Source organism: Pseudomonas sp. IT-93MI4, assembly GCF_949767635.1.
Lineage (GTDB): Bacteria > Pseudomonadota > Gammaproteobacteria > Pseudomonadales > Pseudomonadaceae > Aquipseudomonas > Aquipseudomonas putida_A.
Genome location: NZ_CATKPP010000033.1, coordinates 1 through 24,901 on the forward strand (window position 1 = coordinate 1; position 24,901 = coordinate 24,901).

The 24,901-nt window shown below is 59.8% G+C and carries 26 protein-coding genes; 2 read left to right on the top strand and 24 right to left on the bottom strand.

Annotated features, from left to right (window positions below; translation table 11 throughout):
* Nucleotides 1-93 precede the first annotated feature (93 nt).
* The 18 genes from ACM6I7_RS14570 to ACM6I7_RS14655 form a co-directional block, all read right to left on the bottom strand.
* Complete coding sequence (locus ACM6I7_RS14570) at nucleotides 94-1,122, bottom strand: phage late control D family protein (RefSeq protein WP_346650959.1); 1,029 nt, start codon at nucleotides 1,120-1,122, stop codon at nucleotides 94-96.
* 9 nt (nucleotides 1,123-1,131) lie between these two features.
* Nucleotides 1,132-1,344, bottom strand: coding sequence for a tail protein X (locus ACM6I7_RS14575; RefSeq protein ID WP_007964330.1), 213 nt, complete (start codon nucleotides 1,342-1,344; stop codon nucleotides 1,132-1,134).
* Nucleotides 1,337-1,720, bottom strand: coding sequence for a phage tail protein (locus tag ACM6I7_RS14580; protein ID WP_346650960.1), 384 nt, complete (start codon nucleotides 1,718-1,720; stop codon nucleotides 1,337-1,339). The genes ACM6I7_RS14575 and ACM6I7_RS14580 overlap by 8 nt, the downstream gene beginning before the upstream one ends.
* Nucleotides 1,717-4,191: a phage tail tape measure protein gene (locus ACM6I7_RS14585; RefSeq protein ID WP_103370573.1), complete on the bottom strand. Its 2,475-nt coding sequence runs from the start codon at nucleotides 4,189-4,191 to the stop codon at nucleotides 1,717-1,719. Before ACM6I7_RS14585 ends, ACM6I7_RS14580 begins: the two co-directional genes overlap by 4 nt.
* A gap of 128 nt (nucleotides 4,192-4,319) precedes the next feature.
* A complete protein-coding gene (locus ACM6I7_RS14590; protein WP_096795850.1) occupies nucleotides 4,320-4,901 on the bottom strand; it encodes a phage tail assembly protein in 582 nt (193 codons plus the stop codon).
* A gap of 171 nt (nucleotides 4,902-5,072) precedes the next feature.
* Nucleotides 5,073-5,579: a phage major tail tube protein gene (locus tag ACM6I7_RS14595; RefSeq protein WP_201135673.1), complete on the bottom strand. Its 507-nt coding sequence runs from the start codon at nucleotides 5,577-5,579 to the stop codon at nucleotides 5,073-5,075.
* Entirely contained in the window at nucleotides 5,579-6,745 is a 1,167-nt protein-coding gene (locus ACM6I7_RS14600) for a phage tail protein (protein ID WP_096795848.1), read from the bottom strand. Before ACM6I7_RS14600 ends, ACM6I7_RS14595 begins: the two co-directional genes overlap by 1 nt.
* Before the next feature lie 2 nt (nucleotides 6,746-6,747).
* The gene (locus ACM6I7_RS14605) at nucleotides 6,748-6,933 is read right to left on the bottom strand and encodes a hypothetical protein (protein ID WP_007964321.1); all 186 of its coding nucleotides are present in this window, start codon (nucleotides 6,931-6,933) and stop codon (nucleotides 6,748-6,750) included.
* Between the two features lie 103 nt (nucleotides 6,934-7,036).
* Nucleotides 7,037-7,546 (bottom strand): DUF4376 domain-containing protein, encoded by a 510-nt coding sequence (locus ACM6I7_RS14610; protein ID WP_096795847.1) that lies wholly within the window; start codon nucleotides 7,544-7,546, stop codon nucleotides 7,037-7,039.
* A gap of 10 nt (nucleotides 7,547-7,556) precedes the next feature.
* Entirely contained in the window at nucleotides 7,557-10,394 is a 2,838-nt protein-coding gene (locus ACM6I7_RS14615; protein ID WP_414888788.1) for a phage tail protein, read from the bottom strand.
* Complete coding sequence (locus tag ACM6I7_RS14620; protein ID WP_414888789.1) at nucleotides 10,395-11,030, bottom strand: phage tail protein I; 636 nt, start codon at nucleotides 11,028-11,030, stop codon at nucleotides 10,395-10,397.
* The gene (locus tag ACM6I7_RS14625) at nucleotides 11,027-12,022 is read right to left on the bottom strand and encodes a baseplate J/gp47 family protein (protein WP_414888790.1); all 996 of its coding nucleotides are present in this window, start codon (nucleotides 12,020-12,022) and stop codon (nucleotides 11,027-11,029) included. Before ACM6I7_RS14625 ends, ACM6I7_RS14620 begins: the two co-directional genes overlap by 4 nt.
* Nucleotides 12,019-12,351 carry a phage baseplate protein gene (locus ACM6I7_RS14630; protein ID WP_414888791.1) on the bottom strand — a complete coding sequence of 111 codons (333 nt, stop codon included), beginning with the start codon at nucleotides 12,349-12,351 and terminating at the stop codon, nucleotides 12,019-12,021. Before ACM6I7_RS14630 ends, ACM6I7_RS14625 begins: the two co-directional genes overlap by 4 nt.
* Before the next feature lie 14 nt (nucleotides 12,352-12,365).
* Nucleotides 12,366-12,974: a phage baseplate assembly protein V gene (locus tag ACM6I7_RS14635; RefSeq protein WP_414888792.1), complete on the bottom strand. Its 609-nt coding sequence runs from the start codon at nucleotides 12,972-12,974 to the stop codon at nucleotides 12,366-12,368.
* 3 nt (nucleotides 12,975-12,977) lie between these two features.
* Complete coding sequence (locus tag ACM6I7_RS14640) at nucleotides 12,978-13,499, bottom strand: hypothetical protein (RefSeq protein WP_096795842.1); 522 nt, start codon at nucleotides 13,497-13,499, stop codon at nucleotides 12,978-12,980.
* Between the two features lie 72 nt (nucleotides 13,500-13,571).
* Nucleotides 13,572-13,913: a phage holin family protein gene (locus ACM6I7_RS14645; RefSeq protein ID WP_003222183.1), complete on the bottom strand. Its 342-nt coding sequence runs from the start codon at nucleotides 13,911-13,913 to the stop codon at nucleotides 13,572-13,574.
* A 74-nt stretch (nucleotides 13,914-13,987) separates the two neighbouring features.
* Nucleotides 13,988-14,563 (bottom strand): DUF642 domain-containing protein, encoded by a 576-nt coding sequence (locus tag ACM6I7_RS14650; RefSeq protein ID WP_027611050.1) that lies wholly within the window; start codon nucleotides 14,561-14,563, stop codon nucleotides 13,988-13,990.
* Nucleotides 14,564-15,088: 525 nt separating this feature from the next.
* A complete protein-coding gene (locus ACM6I7_RS14655) occupies nucleotides 15,089-15,823 on the bottom strand; it encodes a LexA family transcriptional regulator (RefSeq protein ID WP_414888793.1) in 735 nt (244 codons plus the stop codon).
* Between the two features lie 209 nt (nucleotides 15,824-16,032).
* Between ACM6I7_RS14655 and mutS the strand changes: the two genes are divergently transcribed.
* Nucleotides 16,033-18,615: a DNA mismatch repair protein MutS gene (gene mutS / locus ACM6I7_RS14660; RefSeq protein WP_027611048.1), complete on the top strand. Its 2,583-nt coding sequence runs from the start codon at nucleotides 16,033-16,035 to the stop codon at nucleotides 18,613-18,615.
* A 163-nt stretch (nucleotides 18,616-18,778) separates the two neighbouring features.
* Complete coding sequence (gene fdxA / locus ACM6I7_RS14665; RefSeq protein WP_003222178.1) at nucleotides 18,779-19,102, top strand: ferredoxin FdxA; 324 nt, start codon at nucleotides 18,779-18,781, stop codon at nucleotides 19,100-19,102.
* A 612-nt stretch (nucleotides 19,103-19,714) separates the two neighbouring features.
* Here the strand turns inward: fdxA and rpoS are convergent.
* From rpoS to ispF, 6 genes are all read right to left on the bottom strand, one after another.
* Nucleotides 19,715-20,725: an RNA polymerase sigma factor RpoS gene (rpoS, locus tag ACM6I7_RS14670; RefSeq protein ID WP_007964304.1), complete on the bottom strand. Its 1,011-nt coding sequence runs from the start codon at nucleotides 20,723-20,725 to the stop codon at nucleotides 19,715-19,717.
* A gap of 105 nt (nucleotides 20,726-20,830) precedes the next feature.
* Complete coding sequence (locus ACM6I7_RS14675) at nucleotides 20,831-21,712, bottom strand: peptidoglycan DD-metalloendopeptidase family protein (protein WP_027611047.1); 882 nt, start codon at nucleotides 21,710-21,712, stop codon at nucleotides 20,831-20,833.
* Nucleotides 21,713-21,924: 212 nt separating this feature from the next.
* A complete protein-coding gene (locus tag ACM6I7_RS14680) occupies nucleotides 21,925-22,560 on the bottom strand; it encodes a protein-L-isoaspartate(D-aspartate) O-methyltransferase (RefSeq protein WP_169841266.1) in 636 nt (211 codons plus the stop codon).
* A 41-nt stretch (nucleotides 22,561-22,601) separates the two neighbouring features.
* On the bottom strand, nucleotides 22,602-23,351 hold the full coding sequence (gene surE, locus ACM6I7_RS14685; protein WP_414888794.1) for a 5'/3'-nucleotidase SurE: 750 nt from the start codon (nucleotides 23,349-23,351) through the stop codon (nucleotides 22,602-22,604).
* Nucleotides 23,339-24,397, bottom strand: coding sequence for a tRNA pseudouridine(13) synthase TruD (truD, locus tag ACM6I7_RS14690; RefSeq protein WP_096795839.1), 1,059 nt, complete (start codon nucleotides 24,395-24,397; stop codon nucleotides 23,339-23,341). The genes surE and truD overlap by 13 nt, the downstream gene beginning before the upstream one ends.
* Nucleotides 24,394-24,867: a 2-C-methyl-D-erythritol 2,4-cyclodiphosphate synthase gene (gene ispF / locus ACM6I7_RS14695; RefSeq protein WP_027611044.1), complete on the bottom strand. Its 474-nt coding sequence runs from the start codon at nucleotides 24,865-24,867 to the stop codon at nucleotides 24,394-24,396. The genes truD and ispF overlap by 4 nt, the downstream gene beginning before the upstream one ends.
* Nucleotides 24,868-24,901: the final 34 nt, after the last annotated feature.

Sequence of the window (24,901 nt, forward strand, 5' to 3'; positions counted from 1 at the left end):
CGGACTTACATTCAAAAACAGTGTTGATTGATCCACCGCTTTCGCGAGCAGGCTCGCTCCCACAGGGGGGGTTGTCGCTCTGAGAAAGAGTGATCAGGCTTTGGCGTCCGCCTTGGGATCGAGGCCGGTTGCTTCGATCAGGCAGCGATAGCTTTCCTCGCGCTTGCCGCTGGCGGTGACTTTTTCGATCGACCAGCGACCGCGCATGAAGTCTGGCCAGGTGTCATCGAGTACCAACAGGCCTTCGGCAGCCAGTAGCGGGTCGCCCGGGCAAGTGACCTTCAGCTTGTATTTCTCGCGCAGCATCTTGCGCACTTCGGCTTCGCCGATGGCCTTGGCTTCTTCTTCACTCGCCTGTTTCTGGCGAATGACCTTGTAGGGCGCGGAACCGGTGATCACCTCCTGCAGCTTGCCAAGAGCACCGTCCCAGAAGCAGGTCTTGCAACCCTGATTCTGGGTGCGGGCAGTCTCTTCCAGTGTCGCGCTGATAAAGGCGTGATCACCCGGCCGATTGTTGCTGGTCACCGACAGCCTGACGTCCGGTATCACCTGGCCCGAGAGGTTTTTCAACTGCGCCGGTTTAGCCAGCACGTAGAGGTTGTTGAACGGTTTGGCCACCGCGTCGTACTTCTTTGCCAGTCGCGTGATGAAGCTCATGTCGGTTTCGTTCGACTGGTCGATATGAGCAATCCGGATCAGCGCCAGTTCAGGATCGACGCGCGGCGAAAAACCGTGCCGCGAGACCAGTTCGCGAAACAGTGCGCCAAGGGTGGTGGGGCCATGACTGGCCGTACGCCGTTCCTTGAATCCGGTTTCGTCCTTGCCGCTGAAAGGCGCGGCCGTAGCGACCAGCGTCAGGCGCAGCGGGAACAGCGTTGGTGTCAGTCTGGTCACCTTGAATTGGCCCTTTTCGACCAGCCCGGATTCCAGATAACCCACCCGCAGGCCGATGGTTCCGCCCAGGGTCGGCAAGCCTTCGAGGCCTTCCAGGTCGATCACCAGTGTCAGTTGATCGGACTCCATCCCGGCAGCATCAACGTGCTCCCAACTGATCAGACGCTGATTCAGCAAGTCTTTGTTGGCCCCGTAGATTTCGATCGCCGGGGTGAATCCCTGTGTCATGCAACCTCCTTAGTCCCAGGCCAGAACCGGTTTGATCGCGGCGGGTTTGCTGTCGAGTTCCGGCAGTGTCACCCAGACACCTGCCGGGAGAATCGGACCACGTTCGGCCAAGGTCGGGTTGAGTTTCCACAGGGCTTCTTCGGCGCTGTCATCGCTGCGACCGGTTTCACGGTAGAGCAACAGATTCACCGAATCGCCGGCCATGCTTCGTACCTTACGCATTGTTGAACTCCGCCAGTTCAAGGGTCCAGTCGACCACCATTGCCGTACCATCATCGATGATGCAGGTCTGGGTTTCCTGAACCATGGTGATTCGCCACAGGCCCCAATTACGGCCGATGCCATCAATCAGCGGTAGCGGCACAAGAAGGGCTTGCAGCGCCCGCAGCTCATCCAGCCGATCCATGGCCACCGCGTACATTGATTTACCGGTGATGGTCAGGGTTTCGGGTTTCTGGCCAATTTGATGGGACTTGGGTTTGCTGGTGAGAATCTGCAGTTCCGTCCAGCCGCCGTCGGACTTGCGCAGAAAACTGCTGTAGGCAAAGCCGCGTGACAGGCCAAAGATGAAACTGCCCAAGGCCATTTGTTGTTTCATGTGGCGACTCCATCGGTCAGGGCTGCGTCACGTCGTGTGGCGAGGGAATTGGTCGGCATGATCTGGCCCAACTGCCCCATGGTGGTTTGCACCACCAGATTGGCCAGTGCCTGGGCGCTGGTCTGGTCCTGACCATTGATGTTAATGGTTGAGTTGAACGTGACCGGCTGGCTGGCGGCTGTGATCGCAGGTGCCCCGGGGATCGTGGAAATCGCCGAAGTCGCGATAAGGTCTTTGCTGACCTGTGCAGGTGAGCCGAGACGATCGACTTGTGTCCCTAGCTTGTCGCCCAAGGATTCACCGATCGCGCCCCCCGCCATGCTTCCGAGCCACCCGCCAATTGCCGTGCCCACACCGGGCAAAATCAACGTGCCAAGTGCTGCACCGACGGCGGCCCCAGCAGAAGACCCGGCCAACGAGGCACCGGACGACACGACGGCACGCGTATCGCCCTTCATGACGCCGGTGACCATTTCATATCCGGCACTGAGCAACCGCAGCGGCGGTGCCCGTTTGGCAAGCAGTCTGCCTGCCTTGGCGTAAGAACCGGACAGTGAAGCGGCCGGGGCAGGACTGACGGCTGATGACCCTGCAAATGCGGTCATGCTTGCCGGCCAGGACGTGCCGGACATGCGGGGCAGAACGGGTCGTGCCGGCGACGCCGGCGGTGCACTGATCCGTAGTGGCCGAGGAGGCACCGTGCGGGGGCTTTTCCCGCCTCGACCGGTTTGTTCACGTCTGACCCGAGGCTTGGTGCTTGACCGGCGAGGCTTGAGTTTGTCGCCTGTCCCGCCGCCCAGCGGTTTGCAGCAGCAGTCATGACCCGCGCCATTTCCGGCAGACGTTTTCTTGGCTTTCGGGTCTTCAATATCGGCAATCAAACCGCCAAGACCAAGCGGCAATTTTGAAGCGACGCCCTTGAGCAGCTTGTCGGTGAAATTGCCGAATGCCTTGGCCATCACCGCCACCACGATGGCCGACAGTCCAGCGCCCGCAAGGGCCAATGCCGTCGAGGTCTTGGGATGGGCTTCAGCCATATCGGCCACGCCATTGGTCATATTCGTCAGCGAGTCCAGCGTGCCGGTCGCATCCGGTGCCAACGCCGTGATCAGACGATTGAGACTGGCATCGAACGCGTTCCAGCTTCGCTGAGGATCTTTACCCGCAGGCTCGGCGCTGCGTTGAATCGCGCCGCTGTAAGCCGGTGTCAGTGGATCATCAGGCTTGAGCAATGAAAGCGGCGTCTGAGCCTCCCCGGGCTTGCCCATCCACTGGCGCACGCCCCCCTCACCCTTGAATGGCGATGCGAGGCTGCCCTGGGTCGCTTGCGATGGCACAAGCGTCGACGTTCCTTCCAGTTTGGCCGGCGCAACCAGCGAAAACGCTTTTTGCAGGTCTTCGGGTTTCGCCAGCAGTTTGCGCACACCGTCGTTACCACCGAAAAGTGTCTTGACCAGCTCCGTTTGCTGCTCTGCCGGTTGTTGCTTCAATGCCGCCAACGCTTTGACAAGGTTGTCCGGTACGTTTTCAGTCAACTTGCCGGGATCAAGGCCCAACGCCTTCCACGCCGACTGCTCGGCCGCCGAGCCTTGGGTGCCTTTGTCCAGGGCTGCGCTGATACGTTTCACCGCCGCGCCGGCACCGGCCTTGTCGACATCAGCGTTGAGCAACGCGGCTGACAGCGCCGCCAACTGCTCGGGCAGGATCCCCACTGCAACGGCCGACTCGCCGGATTGCTGCACGACCGAGCCGATGTCGGCAGCCGTCGCATTCAGTCCGCTGTTGCCCAGATGCTGAGTCGCATCGGCCAGCAGCTGACCTTGAGTGCGATCCAGTTTCATCGACAATTGCCAGGCCGACAGCATTTCACCGGCCGACTTCAGGCTGATGCCGAACGCCGACGCATTGACCGCTGCATCCTGGGCAAAGTCCAGCAGCACCTGTTCCTTGTCGGCGCCCTTGAGACCCGCGCCAATCCCGGATCGGCCAGCCGCGACTTCGACCTGCACCAGATCCACGACCGTCGCCCCACTGCCGGCAACTCGTTTGTCGGTGGCCAGTTCAAGGTTGGCTTTCGACAGCGTGTCGAGGTCGCCACTCAGGCCTTGAACCTGCTTGATCTGGGCCATGGCGGTTTCCAGGGCCATGGCCGATTGCAGGTAGGCCGGAGGCGAGCGTTGTTCAATCTCAGCCTTGAGCTTTGACTTGCTTTCGCCGCCAGCCGCCGGTGCGGCAGTTACCATTGGCACCTTGAACGATGCCAAGGCCGTGTTCAGCCCCAGGACAACGGCGCCGAGTTTGATCTGTTCACGCACCAGACTGCGGATGTCCAGGCTGGCCGTGAGCAGCGCCTCTTTCAGTTCGGACAGTGGGTTGATCAGGCTGTCTGTGGCCGATCCCCCTGCCGACAAACCGGAACCCGCGCCGCCGGTTTGCGCGGCGTACATCAGCGAAAACGATGTGTCTGCCATGCCGCTCTACTCCTGTTTCACGCCAAGGCGAGTGATCGCTATGTCGTAGCGGCGCAACGCCTTTTCGGCGTCCCATTCCAGAATCTCCGCTTCACTTACCGGGTAAATGAGCGGGACGATATCGAGGATTACTTCGATGTCGCGTTCCGAAAGTAGGCCGCCGGCTGGTTTAAAAAATCGTCGATGCGCACCTGCAATTGGGTCCAGTCCGGGACGCTCAGTTGGGCCAGATCGGGGATCATCAGACCGGTGCAATGCGCGGTGATGAACTCGGCGCGTTCCTTGGCCGTTTTCAGTTTCTTCATCACTTTGGTGGCGCGCAGTGCCGGCATTTCCAGCGACAGCGAGGTCACGGTGCGGCCAGTCACGGCGAGCGGTTGCAGCAGTTGCACCTGGTCAGGATCGGCGGACTTTTCTGCATCCTCGACCTGCTCCAGAAAGTACGACGCCGGACGGGTCGACATCTCGTGCACGTACTGGGCGATGCTCACGTAGTCCGGGCGTTTGAGCTGGTCGAGTTCCTTGACCGACAGGCCGGTGGCGAGCAGCGCCAGTTCGAAGAACTGATCGTCTTCATCATCGCCGGCGCGTTCCAGCGCTTCTTTTTGCGCGGCGTAGAACAGCGGCTTGAGCTGGATCTGTTCGATCTGCGCGCCGTCGTCGCCGGTGATCGGCGACAGCAGGTCATGCTTGGGTGGCATCCACGACATGTATGAATTCCTTGGTGATTCTTGAGGGGGTATTGCGCAATGGGGCCAGTCAACCCGACCCAGTGTGGGAGCGAGCCTGCTCGCGAAAGCGGTCTTACAGTCACATAGGTAGCGAATGTGATGGCCTCTTCGCGAGCAGGCTCGCTCCCACAGGTTTTGCGGTGTAACGGACTACGGCATCAGCACCGCACGGCGCGCATCACCAAGGATGTCGACGCCGTTGAGCACGAATTTCTGGGTGCGTACGTCGATGTCGATCACCGGGATGCCGTTTTCCAGGCGGTTGTAGGTGCGGCAGGAGAACTCCAGAGTCGTCAGGGCTTTGCCGCCCATCTTGATCGCGTCTTCACCCATGGTTTTGAGCTTGCCGCCGATGGTGTGATAGGTGAACCAGGTGTTGCCGTCCTGATCCTGACCGGCTTCACGCACGTTCAGCAGGATGTCGTCGCCCAGCTTCACCCCCATCGCCAGCAACACTTCTGCACCGGTGCCTTGCAGCTTGAGCGTGGCGTTCAGAGCCTTGGCACTCTTGGCCATTTCCTCAACGATGAAGCGCCCGCCCGTCATGCTTTCCATGTCGAAATCGATTTTCGGCGGGGTGAACTCCTCAACGGTCGCCGACAACGGCAGGCCTTGCAGGGTGGCCGCGATGGCCTGTCTTACGCGGTTGGTAAACATTAGAGAACGTCCTCCAGGAACTGCTCGATGATTTCATCGCGGGCGTTGAGTTGATAAACCATGTGTTCGTTCGGCGCGTAGCGGCCGTAGTCGATGACCACGTACCAGGTGCCGTTCTTGTACTTCTCGACGCTGTTGAGTTCCGGGTGCAGATAGACGCTGCCGCCAGGAATGGTTTCGTCGGCGACCAGGGTCTGCAGCCAGTCGTTGATGCGCTTGACCTCCTGATCCATGAACGATTTGGTCAGGTTTTTGGCCATGGCTTTCTGGCCGGCCTTGACCAGCTTGCGGCTGATCGCATCTTCAAGACCGACGTAGCTGATGAACTTGCCGGTGATCGAACGGTTACCCAGCAGCGAGAAGCCACCGAGCACGGTGCGGGCGTAGTAGCTCACGCCGTAGCGGTTGAGCAGATCGCCTTCGGTGGAGGTATCGAGGATGTTGTACTCAACGACGCGGGACACGTCTTCGGCGTAGGTCACTTGGTTGCCCGGGCTCTCCCACTGCTTGACCTTGGCCAGCGCGGCAATCGCCAGGCTGGACGGCGCGAGGAAGACGTTTTTCTTCGCGGCTTTCGAGTACACGGCGGGCATGTTGTGCACCACCAGGCAACGGTCGAAGCCTAGGTCGGCGCCGCCCAGTTCCTGGCTGTACGCCACTTGATCAGCGACCGAAGCGTCTTTGCCGTCCAGTACCACACGGGCCTTGATACGCTTGCCGAACGAAGCGAACTCACTGGCCACCGCTTTGCTGCCGGTGAAGCCCGGCGCGCCGATGATGGTCAGGTCTTCCGGGACGCTGCCCAGTGCGGCCAGGCCGAGTTTGCGGCCGGTGGCTGGCTCAACACCGCCGATCACCGCGTTGACAGTGTCGGCCGGGGTTGCGCCCGCTTCGACGATCACCACGTACACCGGCACCTTGACCACTTTGAGGATCTGGTAAACCGCGTGATAAAGGGTGCCCTCTTCCGAACCGGTCGGATCGAGCAGTGCATGAGTGGTGAAGCTGTTGATGCGAAACGGTGCGTTACGCGGAATCAGCGGATCGGCTTTCGGCGCGGTGCCGACCAGACCGATGACGTTGTCACCCAGGCCACCCATGGCCTCGGGGGATTCAGTGGCATTGACGGTAATGCCGTTGTGCTCGAAGTTCAAAACCTCAGCCATGGTTAGTCAGCCTTCTTGGCAGCGGCCTTTTTGGCCTGGGTGGAGGGTGTTTTCAGTTCCAGTCGACCGGCGCTGTGCAGCGCACTGGCCTCGACGTCGAGCAGATCAAGGTCTTGACCGACGCTCGACCAGTGCCCACCGCCGGTGGGGAATGGAACGAGCACGGTGTAGGTTTGGCGGGTTGCCATTTTTCGTTTCTCCATAAACGGGAAAGCCCCTCGTGGGGAGGGGCTTGGCGGGTGTTGATTTGTTTTAAGCGGACAAGAAAACGCCCCGGGGTGCAGGGGTGTTTTACTGAAGGTTTGGGACTGGCGTTTCAGGCAAGGAATCTGGCCAGCCCTCGGTCAGCATTTCGTTGCCGAACGTTCCTGCTCGAGCAGACTCGGACAGCGCTTTTTCCCGATCAAAACAGGCCTGAACATGAGACCGTACAGCCTGTGCAATTTGCAGGATCTGTTGAGCTGTCAAATCGACAAACCCGGCAACAGACTTGTAGCTGCAACGATATTCAGGATCGAGCATCGCGGAAACCGCCATTCCAGCAATCAGCGATTGACTGTCACGGGATGAATCGATAATCAAACCGGCGACCACGATACCCGAACCTTCTCGGCGAAATCGCTCCTGCGCAATCAGGTCCAATTGGCGCTTCAAGACCAGCTCGCCGTTCGCGAAACCAAATGAGTTTTCCAGTTCCTGAAGGGTGGGTTCATGGTCGAAGAGTACTTCACCGTCAGCCAATGGCCAGTCCGAGGCGACACATCGAAAGGTCGTCCCCACATTTGAGTAGGCTCTCAACATAGATGACTCCTTAAAAAGTGTATTGGGAGATGTGGACATCGTTTGCACGAGAGACCGACGCATAGAGACGGTAATAGATCATCTGTGGAGTCGCCATGACCAGGTCCGAGAACGGACTTAGAACACCCAGTCCGACGATTCCACCAATGCCGCATGCTTTCATACCTACTTCGGTAACATCCGGAGAAAGCCCCAGAGAGCCACCGCCCGGAAAATCAGCGCTACCAATGTAATGAATGTAGCCACCGACGGTTTTTGCATTCTTCGGAACAACAGAGGCCAGCGAGATCGGTGTCGGCGACATCGACATGCCGTTTTCCAGCACTACCGTCCGAGCAATGGAAATTGAACGCTGATGTTGAATGCCGGGGTTCATCAATCGACTGGCACCGGTTTGCCACACGCTGACCAGCGCACTGGCGCTATAACCGGCGGGCATATTCGTGCCCGCATAAATTTCAGGAGCGGTACTCAATGTCGCATTGACGCCCAGCAGCTTCGCAACCTTCAACTCGGGGTTGTAGATGACGTAAATCCCGACACTGCCGTTTGCTGGAGCGATACCGGTGTCCATGCCACCTGCACCGACGGTTGTCAGATCGAGCGATAGATTGAGATTCGACAACTTGTACTGCGCGACACCCGGTTGCTCGACAATCAGTTGATCAGCAGTAACCGTTGCAACGGAAGTAGCGACAGGCAGCGATATTCTCAGATTACGCATGGCGCCTACTTCCGCACCATTTAGGCGAGCCAGTTTGACTTCAGTAGCCAGAGAGGCGATGTCGATGCTTCCCTGATTGATAGGTGCGTTCCAAGCTTTGATGCACCACATGACGGCGAGGTTTCGAGGCCTTGACCGCATGAAGTCCACGCCGATATAGGCGGTACCCGGAGTCTGCACTCCATCCATGTTGAGCCCTTGCGAGGCAGCAGTAGTCGTGCCATTAACCGTCACGGACTCGACAACCGCCGGAGTCGTGTCGTACTCAAGCCCAAGAACCCTCACATGTTTGGGGTCATTCAGGTTCGGGATCGGCAGATTGACACCATCACCATCGCCATAAGTTGCGGTGCCTACTTGCCAGCTACCAATTGCCCGCCCCGTGTCAGCACCACGCCCATGATCCCAACCACGGAGAAACTCACCGCGCGAATCCGGCAAGCGGAAGTTGCCCGCGCCCTCATCTCCCTTGTTGTAAGTGGTACCGAGAAAAGCCGCCAGATCCGGATAAGTCGCAATGCTCTGCACACTGCCATCCAGTTCCAGATAACCCGGCGCGACGATCCCCGTCGGGAATGCCAGAACGGCCCCCACCGGAACAGCGGATTTGAGCCGTTCGACTTCCTTGGCCAGTGCGGCTACATCGATGGTTCCCTGATTGACCGGGGCGTTCCAGGCTTTGATGCACCACATGACGGCGATGTTGCGTGGGCGAGTTTCATTTCCCCCTGCATTGACGGTAGTTGTGGGCGACGTCAGATTGTTTGAATCAGGCCCTGAAGTTGCCAGATACCCACCCGTAGCGGGAGGTGTTACGACACCGTTAACAACTCCAGCGCCCGTCCCCCCAAAAGGGTCAATGTTTGCAGCTACGCTGTCAAAGTACCGGTGACTGTGACTTTTATAATCATCAGCCTGAAGGCTACCGACTTGACGTCCCAGGTCGACTCCCCGTCCATGATCCCAACCGCGTAAAAATTCCCCACGCGCTTCCGGCAAACGGAAATTCCCGACGCCCTCATCACCCTTGTTGAACTTGCCTCCCAGATAAGCGCTCAAGTCCGGGTAAGTCGCACTGCTCTTGACGCTGTTATCCAGCTCCAGAAAACCCGGCGGCGGTGCATCCACCGGGAACGCCACAATCGAACCCACCGGCAATGCCGATGCCTTGGCAATCAACGCCTCGACTTCAGCCTTGGTGTAGGAATCCTTGATGCCAAACCCGGCCAACGTTTCAGGATTCGCACCTGCCGTCGCTCGACCATATTCATCAACCGTCAGGCTCTTGTAAGTCCCGGCAGCAATCCCCGTGCGCCCGGCGAGCATCTTGAACGTCAGCGCGGTGGTGCCGAGGGTGATCGGCGCGTTGGTGGTCAGGTGCCACAGCGAATCGCCGTTCGCCGTACCCTCCTCGACCATGACCGTCAGGCCCGGCGTGACCTTGGCGCTGGTATTGGCATCAGTCGCCCGCACCCAGTCGCCATTGGCGACGATCCACAGGCCGTTGTCCTTGACCAAGGTCTGGTTCGCCAGCAGCACACGGTCGCCGGCAACCACGGCGACACCGTCAATTTGCTGCGCACCGTTCAACACGATGTTGGTGGAGGCCGCAACGCGCACCGATTGCTTGCCATCGAGTTTGCCGAGTTCTTCGGCGAGATAACTCATGACCCAGGCACGTGTGGCCTTGACCACCGTGTCATCGATCAGCAGCGTTACCAACGACGCATTGCTGGTCTCGAAAATCGAGCGAATGTAGAACTCTTTGCCCGAGCCCGACGTCGCCAGCACCGGCTTGAACGACTCCGGATATTTGACGATGGCGTAGAGAATCCCGGTGTCGGTCCACAGCCCCGCTTCTCGCACGTACCAACCGCCAACGTCCGGCGGAATGGTCACTTCGGCGAGCAGCCAGCTCGGGTTCTTCTCGTCCTGGAACAGCGCATTGAGCGGCCCGCGCCAGACTTCGCGTTTCAGCGCGGTGGCGGTCGCGGCCGGGTTGTAGACCGCGCCGCCGCCGTCGCCGACAGAAATCTGCGTCAACTTGATCGGCACGCCCGCGGCCTTGCACGCCGTTTCGTAGGCAATCCCTGCGTTGGTGAGCAGGGTGTAATAGTCAGCCATTCAGGCCCCCTGGGGATAAATAGTGGATGTTTCGACGGTGTACAAAGCTGCGGCCATGAACGCCTCGCCAGAGGTTTCAAGCCCTTCGATGAATACCGGATAGATCGTCGTCAGCTCACCGCAAAAGGTCGCGGCGGCGATGGAGTGACTGCCGAACGCGCTCAAGCCAACTGTTACCGAGAGAAGGTCCCGTTCGCTCTTGGCATCGGCCAGGCGTCGGTCGAGACGGGCGTCGATTTCTGCGCTGTAGGGCTGGTCGCTGAAGGCGCGCACGCTGAAGCTGTAAGGCACGCCGGGCGGCGTCTGTTCGTACCATGCGCGGATGTCGGGGCGCAGTTGCAAACCCTTGGCCGCGTTTTCCAACGCCTTGCGAGTACCGGCCTGGCGTGCGGTGGGCCAGGCCAGTTCGACGGTCAGGCGCTTTTCCGCTTCCGGTGCGCTGGTGCTCCATTCGGCGACACCGCGATCCGCTGCCAGATACGGCAGGAATGCGACCGGTGTTTCGCTCGGATTCATCAGCTCGGGAAACGGCGGCGCGATGCGATCAAGCAGTGCGCCGAAGCCCAGATCCAGTCCACGTTCGAGTGGAGAGCTGTTGGCCGGCAGCAACGTCGGGCTATGCGTTGGCTCACTCATAGTGTCAGCACCTCGACCTCGACCGCCGTGCAGTACGGCGCCTCGAAGGCGCTGGTGATGATCGGCTCCAGCGGTTCAAGAATCTGCAGTTGCACGGCGCCAGCGCTGTGCAGCGTGTAGTCGATCCAGCTCGGGTCGACCCGCCCTTCGAGGCGATGGCAACTGTCGGCGTAGGCCTGCAATTGTTGCTGCGCGGCGACTTTGGTCAGGCCCGAGTCGGGGCCGGAATTGATCTTGGCCACCACACGAATCTTGTAGCGTTGAATGTCCGCAGCCTTGACCGTGACCAGGTCGGTTTCCGGTCGCACATCAGGGCGGTCGAAGTGCTGACGCACGCCATCGAGCAATGCGGCGGATGGCGTGCCATCGCCGTCTCGCGACAACACCGTGACCTGCACTTCGCCAGGCGCCGTGCGGCGACCGTTGCCGTCCTTGACCTGTGCAGCGAGGCCGTCCGGGTTGAAGGTGTAGGTGACATTCACCACACCGGCGTCGGTGGATTCGACCTTCACTGTCGGCCGTTCACCGAGGGTGAATACCTCGCGGCGATACTGCATTCGCGAGCCCGCTGCCGGGGCATGTGGCGCCAGGTAATAACGCAGCCGGGCGTCGTCGTCGCTTTCATAAATTGGTGGTACCGGCGGGAATGCCGCAGGGTCACCCGCATCGAGCAACTGGCGCTCCAGGCCCATGTCCGCTAGGCGGGCGTCGAGGTTGCTGCCGGTCGCCCACCACGCCAGCATCTGCTTGATGCGGGCGTTGTATTTGCGTTCATGGGTTTGCAGACGCACGCAGAAGGCTTCCAGCGCCAAGGTCAGCAGCTCGCTCTCGTTGTCGAGGCTGGTCTTGAGTTTCGCCGCGCTGTCCGGCGCCCGGGCGCCGACGTATTCGACGACGAAAGTCTTGAACTCGGCGAGCAAGTCTTCGAAGGCGTCGACGGTGATCAGCGCCGGTTCGGCCAATTGGTTCTGGCCGGGGATCAACATGCTCATGTCACGACCTCGAATGTCTGTTGACGGTTTTTCCAGGTGCCGGCGAAACGCAGCAGCAGACCGGCGCCGTGACGGCTGGCGACGATCACGCTCGGCTGAAAATCACTGATCCCGTTCTGCGTGTTGTAGAACGCCTGAGCCGCGTGGCTCTGGGCCAGAAGCAGAACGTCGTCACCGAGGTTCTGCCCCAGCAGCGTGGGGATCAGCGAGCCATAAAGGGCCCTTTTTTGCCGGGTGCCCAGCGGCGTGGTCAGGGCCCGGGTCGCGCGCTGCACGAACTGCAGCCAGTCGTCGACCGTGGCCCCGGAGTCTCTATCGATTCCGATCATGGGAAGCTCTTGATTCAGGGGCTGATGACGCGGCCCTGGTGATCCACCAACGGGCCGCTGAAGTGCACGCCCGAGGCGTCGATGCTCAGGCCGACGCCGCCCAGTTGCAGGCTGATCAGCTGTGGCGTCATCGTCAGTTGTGCCGGGCCGATGCTCAGTGCAAGCGATTCGCGAGAACCGGTGAAAGCCGCCGGGCCGTTCTGCCAGTGCAGGGTGTGTGTAGCGTCGTCGTAGCCGCTTTCAGTGCCATCGACATGCACCCGGCGCGTCAGCGTCGGTACCGTTGCCGTCGGTGGAAAGCGGTCACTGTTCAAACCAAACAACGCCACGCTTTGCGCGCCACTTTCACCGCTGCCGTAGTTGAGCAGCAGACACTGCTCGCCCACGCTGGGAATTCGTGACTCGCTCTGCGCTCCGGCGCTCGGGTTGAAGAACTTGATCGCCGGCGTGAGCAATCCTCCGTGGCTGACTTGGCAGGTGTTGCTCGCGGCATCGACTGCCTGACAGACGCCGATGCGACAGAAACTCTCGGCTCGGCGGTGCAGGTCGTCGATTTCCGCTTCCATCTCGGCCAGCCGCTCGATGATCGGCCCCAGTTGCATGCGCAGTAATGCGTCGAACATCGGTCAGGCCTCCAGCGCGGTGTATTGGTCGGGGTCGTCGATGTCGCTGACTTCCCAGGTACGGGCGAATTTCGGCGTGCCGAGCGGGTCGTCGAGCAGCGTCGGACCGAGGTAGAGGGTCTGGGTGAAAGTCAGCGTCCATGCCTTGTATTGCTGCTCGGCGCGTGTGAGCACTGACGGCAAACCATCAATGTTCATCGGTAGATCACATTGAGCGCCGGGCAGGTTCCAACGGTTGTCGGTGATCAGGTTTTTCAGTACGGCGATCAGGTCGCAGGCGGCAAATGCGCTCGCAGAAAGTGCCGGAATGACTTGCAGCGATACCGTCATGACGTGGGCAATTCGCCCGTCAGCGGCACGTGCACCCGGTGCATTACGGTCGAAGTCGATCAACGCCCAGGCCTGAGCGCCGGGTGTTGTGAAGTCGTCGTGATTGCCGACCTGCAGATTCAGGCCGGCGCTGTTGCGCAAGGTTGTCGCCATCGCCGTGAACAGCTGCGAAGGCTGCTGGATCGGTGCGGGCATGCATGACCTCCTTTTCAATTGTCCACGCGCAGCCCCGCCGCATCAGTTGCAGCGAGGCAGGAAAGTTTTGAGTTACTGGGGATCGCGCGGCGGGGGAACTTCGCAGACGCCGATGCGCTTGGCGGCCCAGCGTTCGTACAGACCGATGGCCACGTCGGCCCCGGCCATGGCGGTCAGGCAACCGAAGGCGCCGGCCGCCCAGATCGAAAGCCCGGCTGCATACAGCAGCATGATCGCCGAGACTCCGCAGATCATGCAGGCGCCGGAGCGCAGGGCCAGACGCCGCAGCAATGACCAGCCACGGGCGCCCTCCTTGTCGGCGCGCCACATTTCGCCGGACACCCCGCCCACTACAGCGAGGAGGATGACCAGCCAGATCGGCATGTCCGCCAACGCTTGTTGCTCGTTTGTCATGTCACGCCTCCTGTAAGTGCGGATGAATAAAGAACGGTGAAAAGCCAACCCACGCTGCTCCCCGGTTATGGGCGCTACAGGCGCTCAACAATGACGTTATCGATAAAGGCGAAGTTGGCGTTCGGGTTTTGCTCGTTGAAAAACGCGAGCGTTGTCTGCGCTGTGATGGCGGTGAATTCGTAAGTGATGGTGCTCCACTCCACTGCAACACCTTTAGCCGTCGGGGTATTGAACGTCGACGTTTGCCCGGCCACTTTGACCTGGATGACACCGTCACCGGAGCGGCTGGCAAACCGCGAATTACCTGCGCTGAAGGTGAGTCGGTACTTCGCCCCGATGGTCGTGGCGAAGTTCTGTTGAATCCCGCCACCATTGCCATAAACATAATTGGCCAGATCTACGATCATCACGCCGTCGGCTGCGACGGAGCCGCCAATTGCATTTGGCATGTTGAAGTACTCGGCACCGGACAGAAAGGTTGTCCAGCCGGTGATCGCATTGGTTTTGGCGGGAGTGTCCAGAATGCAGCCACCACCGCAGGTCGACTGTTCAAAACTGCCGTTGACCAACAAGTTGGCTGCCAGCACATTCGTGCCTGCACCGAGCAACATTGCGCTGGCCAGGAACGGAGCAAGATATTTCTTAAACATATTCGGGTTTCTCTTCCGTGAAAGGATTGATGGGTAACGCCTCAGGGGTTATTGCGAACAAGGTAGGCATTCCAAAAAGCCCGGCATTACGCCGGGCTTTTCAGTAATGCGTTCCTTCGCCTTCCTTCAAATCCCGTATCCGAGAAGGAAGCTGACTTTTCGGCGCTACTGGCGCGGTACGAGTCCATTCAAATTGTTTTTCCGACCGCGGTCCCTGCCCGCCGGATAACTGCTCTTGGTGCTTTACGCTGCACACCCGGGTCAGTTGCCAACCCTCTGAACCGTTGAGGCCGGTTCATCGCTGCCTGTTCTTGTGGAACTAAAGAGCTGTTGTTGCCAGCCGCTTTGTCGAGCGGCTTGGTGGCAAGAATATGCATGGATGCATATACAGTCAATGCATAAATGCATTTATTTATGCGCGATGAATGCACGGACGCATGCAGACCGCATAAATCAAGGCGCCGAGGGTTTTGTTCAGGCGAAAAAAAACCCGCCATGAGGCGGGTTTTATGCGAAGGGGAGTACCTATCGAGCGTACATGCCCCACCAGAAGACGTGACCAAGGATGACTATCTGCTCGTCCTGCATATCCTGGAAGCTGTAGTCCTCGTCCGGATGTTCATCACGGTTGAAACTGCGCAGACGGATACCGGTCGGCAGGCGGTAGAGCTGCTTCACGCGCAATTGACCGTTGTGGTTGATCGCGTACAGGTCGCCATCGATGATATCGCCGATGCCACACTTGCCGGCATTGACTCCGACCGTGGCGCCGTCACGCAACACCGGCATCATGCTGTTACCGCGCACCGTCACGCATTTGGCCTGGTCGAACTGCACACCGTTGTGGCGCAGGCTGCGCTTGCCGAAGCGCAGGCTAGAGCGTTCGCTCTCTTCGATGACGAATCTTCCTGATCCAGCAGCCAATTCAACCTCACGAAGAAAGGGCACCGACACCTCGTCGTCATCGACAGGGGTATCGTCGTCCCACAGGCTTATGTCCTTGAGTTCCGCATGCGCGTCATCGCGCGCGCCATCGGTCGCGATCGCGACATCGGCGCGGCCACGCAATTGATCGGTGCTCACATTGAAGTATTCGGCGATCTTCGAGATATGTTTATCCGAAGGATCGACGATCTTCCCGCTGAGAATCCGCGAGAGCGTTGATTGAGGCACGCCGGTGCGACGGTGGAGCTCCGTGGGGGAGATCCCGTGCTGGTCGAGCAGTGCTCTTAAGACGGAGGATACGTTGCGTTTTTGCATAACGCGCATAGTGCTTGAAGTTTTTTCCGAAGACAAATGCTGATTTGCATAAATCGTGCATCAATCACAATTAAACGCAAAAAGTGTCAGCCGGCCGTCATGCCTGCGTCGAGCCGACCGCCCATGGTAACCTTGCGCCCATCGCGGAAAAGCCCGGCGGTTGCCCTCGCTTTTGCCCTACATCATTTAACGAGTTACCTGACAATCCGATGAATAAAGCCGTCTCCGACCTGTCCTCCCACACCCCGATGATGCAGCAATACTGGCGCCTGAAGAATCAGCACCCGGATCAGCTGATGTTCTATCGCATGGGCGACTTCTACGAGATCTTCTATGAAGACGCGAAGAAGGCGGCCAAGTTGCTCGACATCACTCTGACCGCGCGCGGCCAGTCGGCGGGGCAAGCGATCCCGATGTGCGGGATTCCTTACCACGCGGCGGAAGGTTACCTGGCGAAACTGGTCAAGCTCGGCGAGTCGGTAGTGATCTGCGAGCAGGTCGGCGATCCGGCCACCAGCAAGGGCCCGGTAGAACGTCAGGTGGTACGGATCATTACCCCGGGCACAGTCAGCGACGAAGCGCTGCTCGATGAACGCCGCGACAACCTGATTGCCGCCGTGCTAGGCGACGAGCGCCTGTTCGGTCTGGCAGTGCTGGACATCACCAGCGGCAACTTCACTGTGCTCGAGATCAAGGGCTGGGAAAACCTGCTGGCGGAGCTGGAGCGGGTCAACCCGGTGGAGCTGCTGATCCCGGACGATTGGCCGAAAGACCTGCCGGCGGAAAAACGCCGTGGTGTGCGTCGTCGCGCGCCGTGGGATTTCGAGCGTGATTCAGCGCTGAAAAGTCTCTGCCAGCAGTTTTCCACACAAGACCTGAAAGGCTTCGGTTGCGAAACCCTGACCCTGGCCATCGGCGCCGCCGGTTGCCTGCTGGCCTACGCCAAGGAAACCCAGCGCACCGCCCTGCCCCATCTGCGTAGCCTGCGTCATGAGCGTCTGGACGACACCGTGGTGCTCGACGGCGCGAGCCGCCGCAACCTCGAACTCGACACTAACCTGGCTGGTGGTCGCGACAACACCCTGCAATCGGTGGTTGATCGCTGCCAGACCGCCATGGGCAGCCGCTTGCTGACCCGTTGGCTGAACCGTCCGCTGCGCGATCTGACCGTGCTGCTGGCGCGCCAGACCTCGATCACTTGTTTGCTCGACGGCTATCGCTTCGAAAAGCTGCAGCCGCAGCTCAAGGAAATCGGCGACATCGAGCGGATTCTCGCGCGGATCGGTCTGCGCAATGCGCGCCCTCGTGACCTCGCTCGCCTGCGCGATGCGCTCGGTGCCCTGCCGCAACTGCAAGTGGCGATGACCGACCTCGAAGCACCGCACCTGCAACGCCTGGCGACTACCACCAGCACCTACCCGGAACTGGCGGCGCTGCTGGAAAAAGCCATCATCGACAACCCGCCAGCGGTGATCCGCGACGGCGGCGTGCTGAAAACCGGTTACGACAGCGAACTCGACGAGCTGCAGTCGCTGAGCGAAAACGCCGGCCAGTTTCTCATCGATCTGGAAGCCCGGGAAAAAGCCCGCACCGGTCTGGCCAACCTGAAAGTTGGCTATAACCGCATTCATGGCTACTTCATCGAACTGCCGAGCAAGCAAGCGGAATCGGCTCCGGCAGACTACATCCGTCGCCAGACGCTCAAGGGCGCCGAGCGTTTCATCACGCCCGAGCTGAAAGAATTTGAAGACAAAGCGCTGTCGGCCAAGAGCCGTGCCCTCGCTCGCGAGAAAATGCTCTACGAGGCGCTGCTGGAAGACCTGATCAGCCAGTTGCCACCGCTGCAGGACACTGCCGGCGCATTGGCCGAGCTGGATGTGCTGAGCAACCTTGCCGAGCGTGCGCTGAACCTTGACCTGAACTGCCCGCGCTTCGTCAGCGAGCCGTGCATGCGCATCACCCAGGGTCGTCACCCGGTGGTCGAGCAGGTGCTGACCACGCCGTTCGTGGCCAACGACCTGAGCCTGGATGACAACACCCGGATGCTGGTAATCACCGGCCCGAACATGGGCGGTAAATCCACCTACATGCGCCAGACCGCGTTGATCGTACTGTTGGCGCATATCGGCAGCTTCGTGCCGGCGGCCAGTTGCGAACTGTCGCTGGTGGACCGGATCTTCACTCGGATCGGTTCCAGCGATGACCTGGCCGGTGGCCGTTCGACCTTCATGGTCGAGATGAGCGAAACCGCCAACATCCTGCACAATGCCACCGAACGCAGTCTCGTGCTGATGGACGAAGTCGGTCGCGGCACCAGCACCTTCGACGGTCTGTCCCTGGCATGGGCCGCCGCCGAGCGTCTGGCGCATCTGCGTGCCTATACTCTATTTGCCACGCACTATTTCGAACTGACCGTGTTGCCGGAAGCCGAGCCGCTGGTGGCCAACGTGCACCTCAACGCCACTGAGCACAACGAGCGCATCGTGTTCCTGCACCACGTGTTGCCGGGGCCTGCCAGCCAGAGCTACGGCCTGGCGGTGGCGCAACTGGCCGGCGTGCCGAGTGAAGTGATCGTGCGGGCCCGTGAGCACCTGAGCCGACTGGAAGACACCGCATTGCCGCATGAAGCGCCCAAGCCTGCCGTCAAAGGCAAACCGGCGGTCCCCCAGCAGAGCGACATGTTTGCCAGCCTGCCGCACCCAGTGCTCGATGAGTTGGCGAAAGTGGATCTCGATGACCTGACCCCGCGTCGAGCGCTCGAATTGTTATATGCACTTAAGAACCGGATCTAAGCAGCGAAGAACCGGATATAACGCAAACGGCTTCAAGCTGTTAGAATCTCGCGCGGTTTGGGATGCTGCTGGCTAATAGCCTGGCTGGCAGACATCGCTCCCGAACCTGGCGACCCCAACCGTGAAGGGGCTACGCTGCCGCCGCCTGAGGAGAAAATTAGAAATGACCTTCGTCGTCACCGACAACTGCATCAAGTGCAAGTACACCGACTGCGTAGAAGTCTGTCCGGTGGACTGCTTTTACGAAGGCCCGAACTTCCTGGTGATTCACCCGGACGAGTGCATCGACTGCGCCCTGTGCGAACCGGAATGCCCGGCCGTCGCGATTTTCTCCGAGGACGAAGTTCCGGAGGATATGCAGGAGTTCATTCAACTGAACGTTGAATTGGCCGAAATCTGGCCGAACATCACCGAGAAGAAAGAATCGCTGCCGGATGCCGAAGAGTGGGATGGCGTCAAAGGCAAGATCAAAGACCTCGAACGCTGATCTGTCGCGCGTTACCAAAAGGCCCCTTGCGGGCCTTTTTGCTTTTTCGGAATTTACTTTTCTACAGGCAAAAAAAGGGGCGGTTTGACCCGCCCACATTTTTTCCCTATTCCCTGTATTCCTTTTCATCGTCCTGATGAATCGCGTCCTGCGATGTCCGTTCCCCTCTTCCTTGAAGGGCGTGTCTGTCCGTCGACACAGTGCTGATACTAGAGAGTTCCCTGCCGAGAGCAATCGGCCCGGCGGGGTGAAAGTCGCTGTAATAAGCACTTCATATTAAAAAATAAGCATATAAATCAATTGGTTAAATACGACTCTCGGCAGAAGTCGACGTCTACCGTCCTGCAAAAATGGGGAACGCTTACGAAAGAGTAAGCCAAGGCTTACACCGCGAGACTACAAACGATGGAAATGCTGACCATTTGTCCGGCAATGAACTTTGTGGCGAGGGAGCTTGCTCCCGCTTGAGTGCGTAGCGCTCATGAATTTTTTGGGTTGCTGCGCAACCCGGCGGGAGCAGGCTCCCTCGCCACAGACAGTCATCAGCCAATATCCGAGCAATAAAAAAGCCCCGAACCAGTCGGGGCTTCTTGCGGCAGGCGTGTGAGGCGCTTACTGAAACAGCGACTCGCTCGACAGGCCATTCTTCTCGAGGATTTCGCGAAGGCGCTTGAGGCCCTCCACCTGGATCTGCCGCACCCGTTCCCGGGTCAGGCCGATCTCCAAGCCTACGTCTTCCAGCGTGCTGCTCTCATGGCCGCGCAGGCCGAAGCGGCGTACGACCACCTCGCGCTGCTTGTCGGTCAGTTCTGAGAGCCATTGATCGATGCTCTGCGACAGGTCGTCATCCTGCAGCAGTTCACATGGATCGGTCGGACGGTCATCCGTCAGGGTGTCCAGCAGGGTTTTATCCGAATCCGGACCCAGCGAGACATCGACCGAAGAAACCCGCTCGTTCAGGCCGAGCATGCGCTTGACCTCGCCCACCGGTTTTTCCAGCAGGTTGGCGATTTCTTCGGGTGAGGGTTCGTGATCGAGCTTTTGCGTCAGCTCCCGTGCCGCCCGCAGGTACACGTTGAGCTCCTTGACCACATGGATCGGCAACCGGATGGTCCGGGTTTGATTCATGATCGCGCGCTCGATGGTCTGACGGATCCACCAGGTCGCGTAGGTCGAGAAGCGGAAGCCACGCTCGGGATCGAACTTTTCCACTGCGCGGATCAGGCCGAGGTTACCCTCTTCGATCAGATCCAGCAGCGACAGCCCCCGATTGACGTAACGCCGGGCAATCTTCACGACCAGCCGCAGGTTACTTTCAATCATGCGCTTGCGCCCGGCAGGGTCGCCACTTTGCGACAGTCGCGCAAAATGAACTTCTTCCTCCGGGGAGAGCAGTGGTGAAAAGCCGATTTCGTTGAGATACAGCTGCGTGGCATCGAGTGCCCGAGTGTAGTCGATGTACTTGTGTTGTTTAAGTGAAGCGGATTGTCTGGATTTGGAACGAACGGAAGGTGGAGCAGCCCCTTCATCATTCGACATCGAAGATTCCGAATCGATGCCGGCCTCCATAAGGAGAACCTCATCGTCGATGTCAAACTCCGGCACTTCTTTACTGAGAGCCATTGTTATAGTCCTTTGGTGAGTTCGACCCCAAGCTCAAGCGACGCCTTTATCCTTGGCAGCGCTGGAGCCTGTCCCCTCTACGCGACGGAACAGGCTGGCCTCAAATCAACGTTTGGGCAGGAACTGCAGCGGATCTACAGGTTTACCTTGGCGGCGAATCTCAAAATGCAGTTTCACCCGGTCTGTACCCGTGGACCCCATTTCGGCAATTGTCTGTCCGACCTTGACCTGCTGCCCCTCCCGTACCAACAGCCTGCGGTTATGTCCGTAGGCACTGACGTAGGTTTCGCTGTGTTTGATGATGACTAATTCGCCGTAGCCCCTTAAGCCACTCCCGGCGTAAACCACCGTCCCATCAGACGCAGCTAAAACAGGCTGTCCCAAATCTCCGGCGATATCAATTCCTTTATTCAAACTACCGTTTGAAGAGAATTTTCCAATCAGAATGCCATTAGATGGCCATCCCCAGCCGGTCGGGGCCGGGCCCGGTGGAGGCATCGGAGCCGGAGCCGATTTGTTCGCGACGGACGGTGCAGCCCCCGCAGCAGCGGCTCCGGAGCCGGTCACGGTGGTGGTCGTCGTGCCATTCGCCTGGCGCCGGATTACCGTGGTTTTGCTCGACGATGATGGCGCGGAACTGCCGTTGCTCACCACCGCTGTCGGTGTTGAACCGGTGCGGCCGTCAAAGCGAATTGTCTGACCCGGGTGGATCGTATACGGCGTAGGAATATTGTTGCGGGCCGCGAGGGCTTTGTAGTCCCAGCCGTAGCGAAAAGCGATGGAAAACAGCGTATCGCCCGGACGGACTACATACTGCCCGGTCGTGACGGCCGGACGCTGGGCCGCCGCGCTGTTGCGATCGACCACCCGCACGTTGCTCGATTTGGTGCTGGAGCAACCGACCAGCAGGGTGCTCAATACAAGGCCAGTCACCAGGCGCTGAAAGCTCGTGTTACCCATACGCTGCGCAATGACTGTGAGACTCACCCGCCGCTCCCTTTGTGGTGGCTGAAATATGTGGAATGCCGAATCGCGGCAAGTAGTGTCGCAAGTATAACGGGCCGAACCGGCTTTACCGTTAAAGATGCGAAAACGCTTCACGCACACGTTTGCCCTTGGACAATTCGTAGCGTTTAAACCATCACTGCCGGTGTAAGACACAGGCCGGCGCAAGGAATTCAGCGCCCGCAAACAAATGCTCAGGCCAGCGGGCCATTGAGCAATGGCACGAAGCGCACAGCTCCCAATACGTGACGGGAAAAGCCGTGTTCTTCACGCACGATCAGCATCAGTTGCTGCACTTCCCCCGAGCCAACCGGAATCACCATCCGTCCACCCGGTGCCAGTTGATCGAGCAAGGCCTGCGGTACATCAGTCGCGACTGCGGTGACGATGATGCCGTTGTATGGCGCTAGCGCCGGCCAGCCCTCCCAGCCATCGCCCCAGCGGAACACCACATTGCGCAGGTTGAGCTCGACCAGGCGTTCCTTGGCCCGATCCTGCAGAACCTTGATGCGCTCGACCGAAAATACCCGCTCGACCAGTTGCGACAGCACGGCGGTCTGATAGCCCGAACCGGTACCGATCTCCAGCACCTTGTCCAGCGGCCCCGCCTCCAGCAGCAGCTCGCTCATGCGCGCCACCATATAAGGCTGGGAGATGGTCTGGTTGTGGCCGATCGGCAGCGCGGTGTCTTCATAGGCGCGATGCGCCAGCGCTTCATCGACAAACAGATGACGCGGCGTACGGCGGATCACTTCCAGCACCTTGGCGTTGGACAGGCCTTCTTCATATAGACGCTGGATCAGACGTTCACGGGTGCGCTGCGACGTCATGCCGATGCCACTGCGCAGTCTGTCTTCGTGTTCACGAGCCATCAGCGCAGTTCCTCCAGCCAGCCGTCGAGACTTCTGAAGGCATCATTGAAAGTGCGATCGAGCTGCAACGGCGTGATCGACACATACCCCTGCATCACCGCATGAAAGTCGGTGCCCGGGCCGCCGTCTTCGGCATCACCGGCCGCAGCAATCCAGTAGCCGGCCTTGCCACGCGGGTCGACCACTTTCATCGGCGCCGCAGCACGGGCGCGATGGCCCAGACGGGTCAGTTGAATACCACGAATATGATCGATCGGCAGATTGGGAACGTTCACGTTCAGCACCGTGCGCGGCGGCAGGTCCAACCCGGCGTGGGCTTCGACCAGTTTGCGCGCGAAATGTGCGGCTGTCGCCAGGTTGTCCACCTGTCGCGAACACAGCGAAAACGCAAACGAAGGGCGCTCGAGAAAGCGCCCTTCGAGGGCAGCCGCCACGGTGCCGGAATACAGCACGTCATCGCCCAGATTGGCACCGAGGTTGATCCCGGAAACCACCATGTCCGGCTCGCGCTCCAGCAGGCCGTTGAGGCCCAGGTGCACACAGTCGGTCGGCGTACCGTTGAGGCTGATGAAACCGTTTGCCAGGTATTGCGGGTGCAACGGACGGTCGAGCGTCAGCGAACTGCTGGCGCCGCTTTTGTCCTGCTCCGGGGCGATAACCACGCACTCGGTGTAATCCGCCAGCGCAGCATAAAGCGCGGCGAGACCGGGTGCGGTTACCCCATCGTCGTTAGAAATCAGAATACGCATGGGCTGTCCGTCTGCCCCACCGGCACCAGATCAACGAGTTCGCGCACCAATACGGTGGCGAAGCATCCGGCCGGGAGGACGAATTCCAGTTGCAGAATGTCAGGCTGGGGATAATGCCACGACAACCCGCCAATGGGCAGCCGCAGGATGCGACGTTCGTGGCTCATTCCGGCATTGATCAACCAATCGCGCAGATCCGCTTCACGCTCGGCAATCCCCTGCTCCAGATCATGGACAGCGCCAGCGGCGGGTGAGTCACCTTCGCCCCACTGCGGACCGGTCGGGTGCAGGTCGAGAATCGCCAGGCGCGGATCGCTGCATTCGGCCTCACCGGCCGGGAAAAAACTGCGGCTGTCGGTGAACGCCAGCAGATCGCCGACTTGCGCCTGCTGCCAGGTGCCATCGGCAACCCGAGCGGCCAGTACCTGATTGAACAGAAAACTGCGCGCCGTCGATAGCAGCCGCGAGCGCACATTGCGCTGCTCCGGTAGCGCATTGCGCGCCGCCCAGGCACGCGCATCAACGACGTTACCGCCGTCATGGCCGAAACGCTGGGCGCCGAAATAATTGGGAATGCCTTGCCTGGCGATCAGTTGCAGACGCTGCTCGATCGCATCCTTGTCGCCGGCAAACTGGGTCAGGCGCAAGGTGAAGCCGTTCGCCGAATGCGCGCCGCGTTGCAGCTTGCGCTTGTGCCGCGTGGTTTTAAGGATCTTCAGCGTGTCGTTTTCCGCCGCCGACAGATCCGGATCAGCCTTGCCCGGCAGTTGCACGCTGAACCACTGACGGGTCAACGCCTGACGATCCTTGAGCCCGGCATAACTGACGGTGCGCAACGGCACGCCGGCGGCCTTGGCAATTCGGCGCGCGGCTTCTTCGGTATTCAGGCCACGTTTTTCGACCCAGATCCACAGGTGCTCACCATCGCCGCTGAACGGGATGTCGAGCACTTCATCGACCTGAAAATCTTCGGCGATGGCTTTCAGAACCGCAGTGCCGAGTGGTTCGCCATAGGCCCGCGGGCCAAGCAATTGCAGTTCGTTCATGCGCGCAGCAACAAGGCAACGGAATGCACGGCGATGCCTTCTTCGCGACCGACAAAGCCGAGCTTTTCGGTGGTGGTAGCTTTCACGTTCACTTGATCCAGTTCAACTTGCAGATCGGCGGCGATCAACGCGCGCATCGCTTCGATATGCGGGGCCATTTTCGGTGCCTGAGCGACGATGGTGTTGTCGACGTTGCCGACTTTCCAACCCTTGGCGTGGATCAGCGCGACCACATGCCGCAGCAGGACACGGCTGTCGGCGCCCTTGAATTGCGGGTCGGTGTCCGGAAAGTGCTTGCCGATATCGCCCAGCGCGGCCGCGCCGAGCAAGGCATCGCTCAAGGCATGCAGCAGGACGTCACCGTCGGAATGAGCGAGCAGCCCGAAGCCGTGTGCAATACGCACGCCGCCCAGAGTAATGAAATCGCCTTCAGCGAAACGGTGAACATCGTAGCCGTGGCCAATACGCATAAAAAAACGCCCCGATTTTTGTCAGGGCGTGATT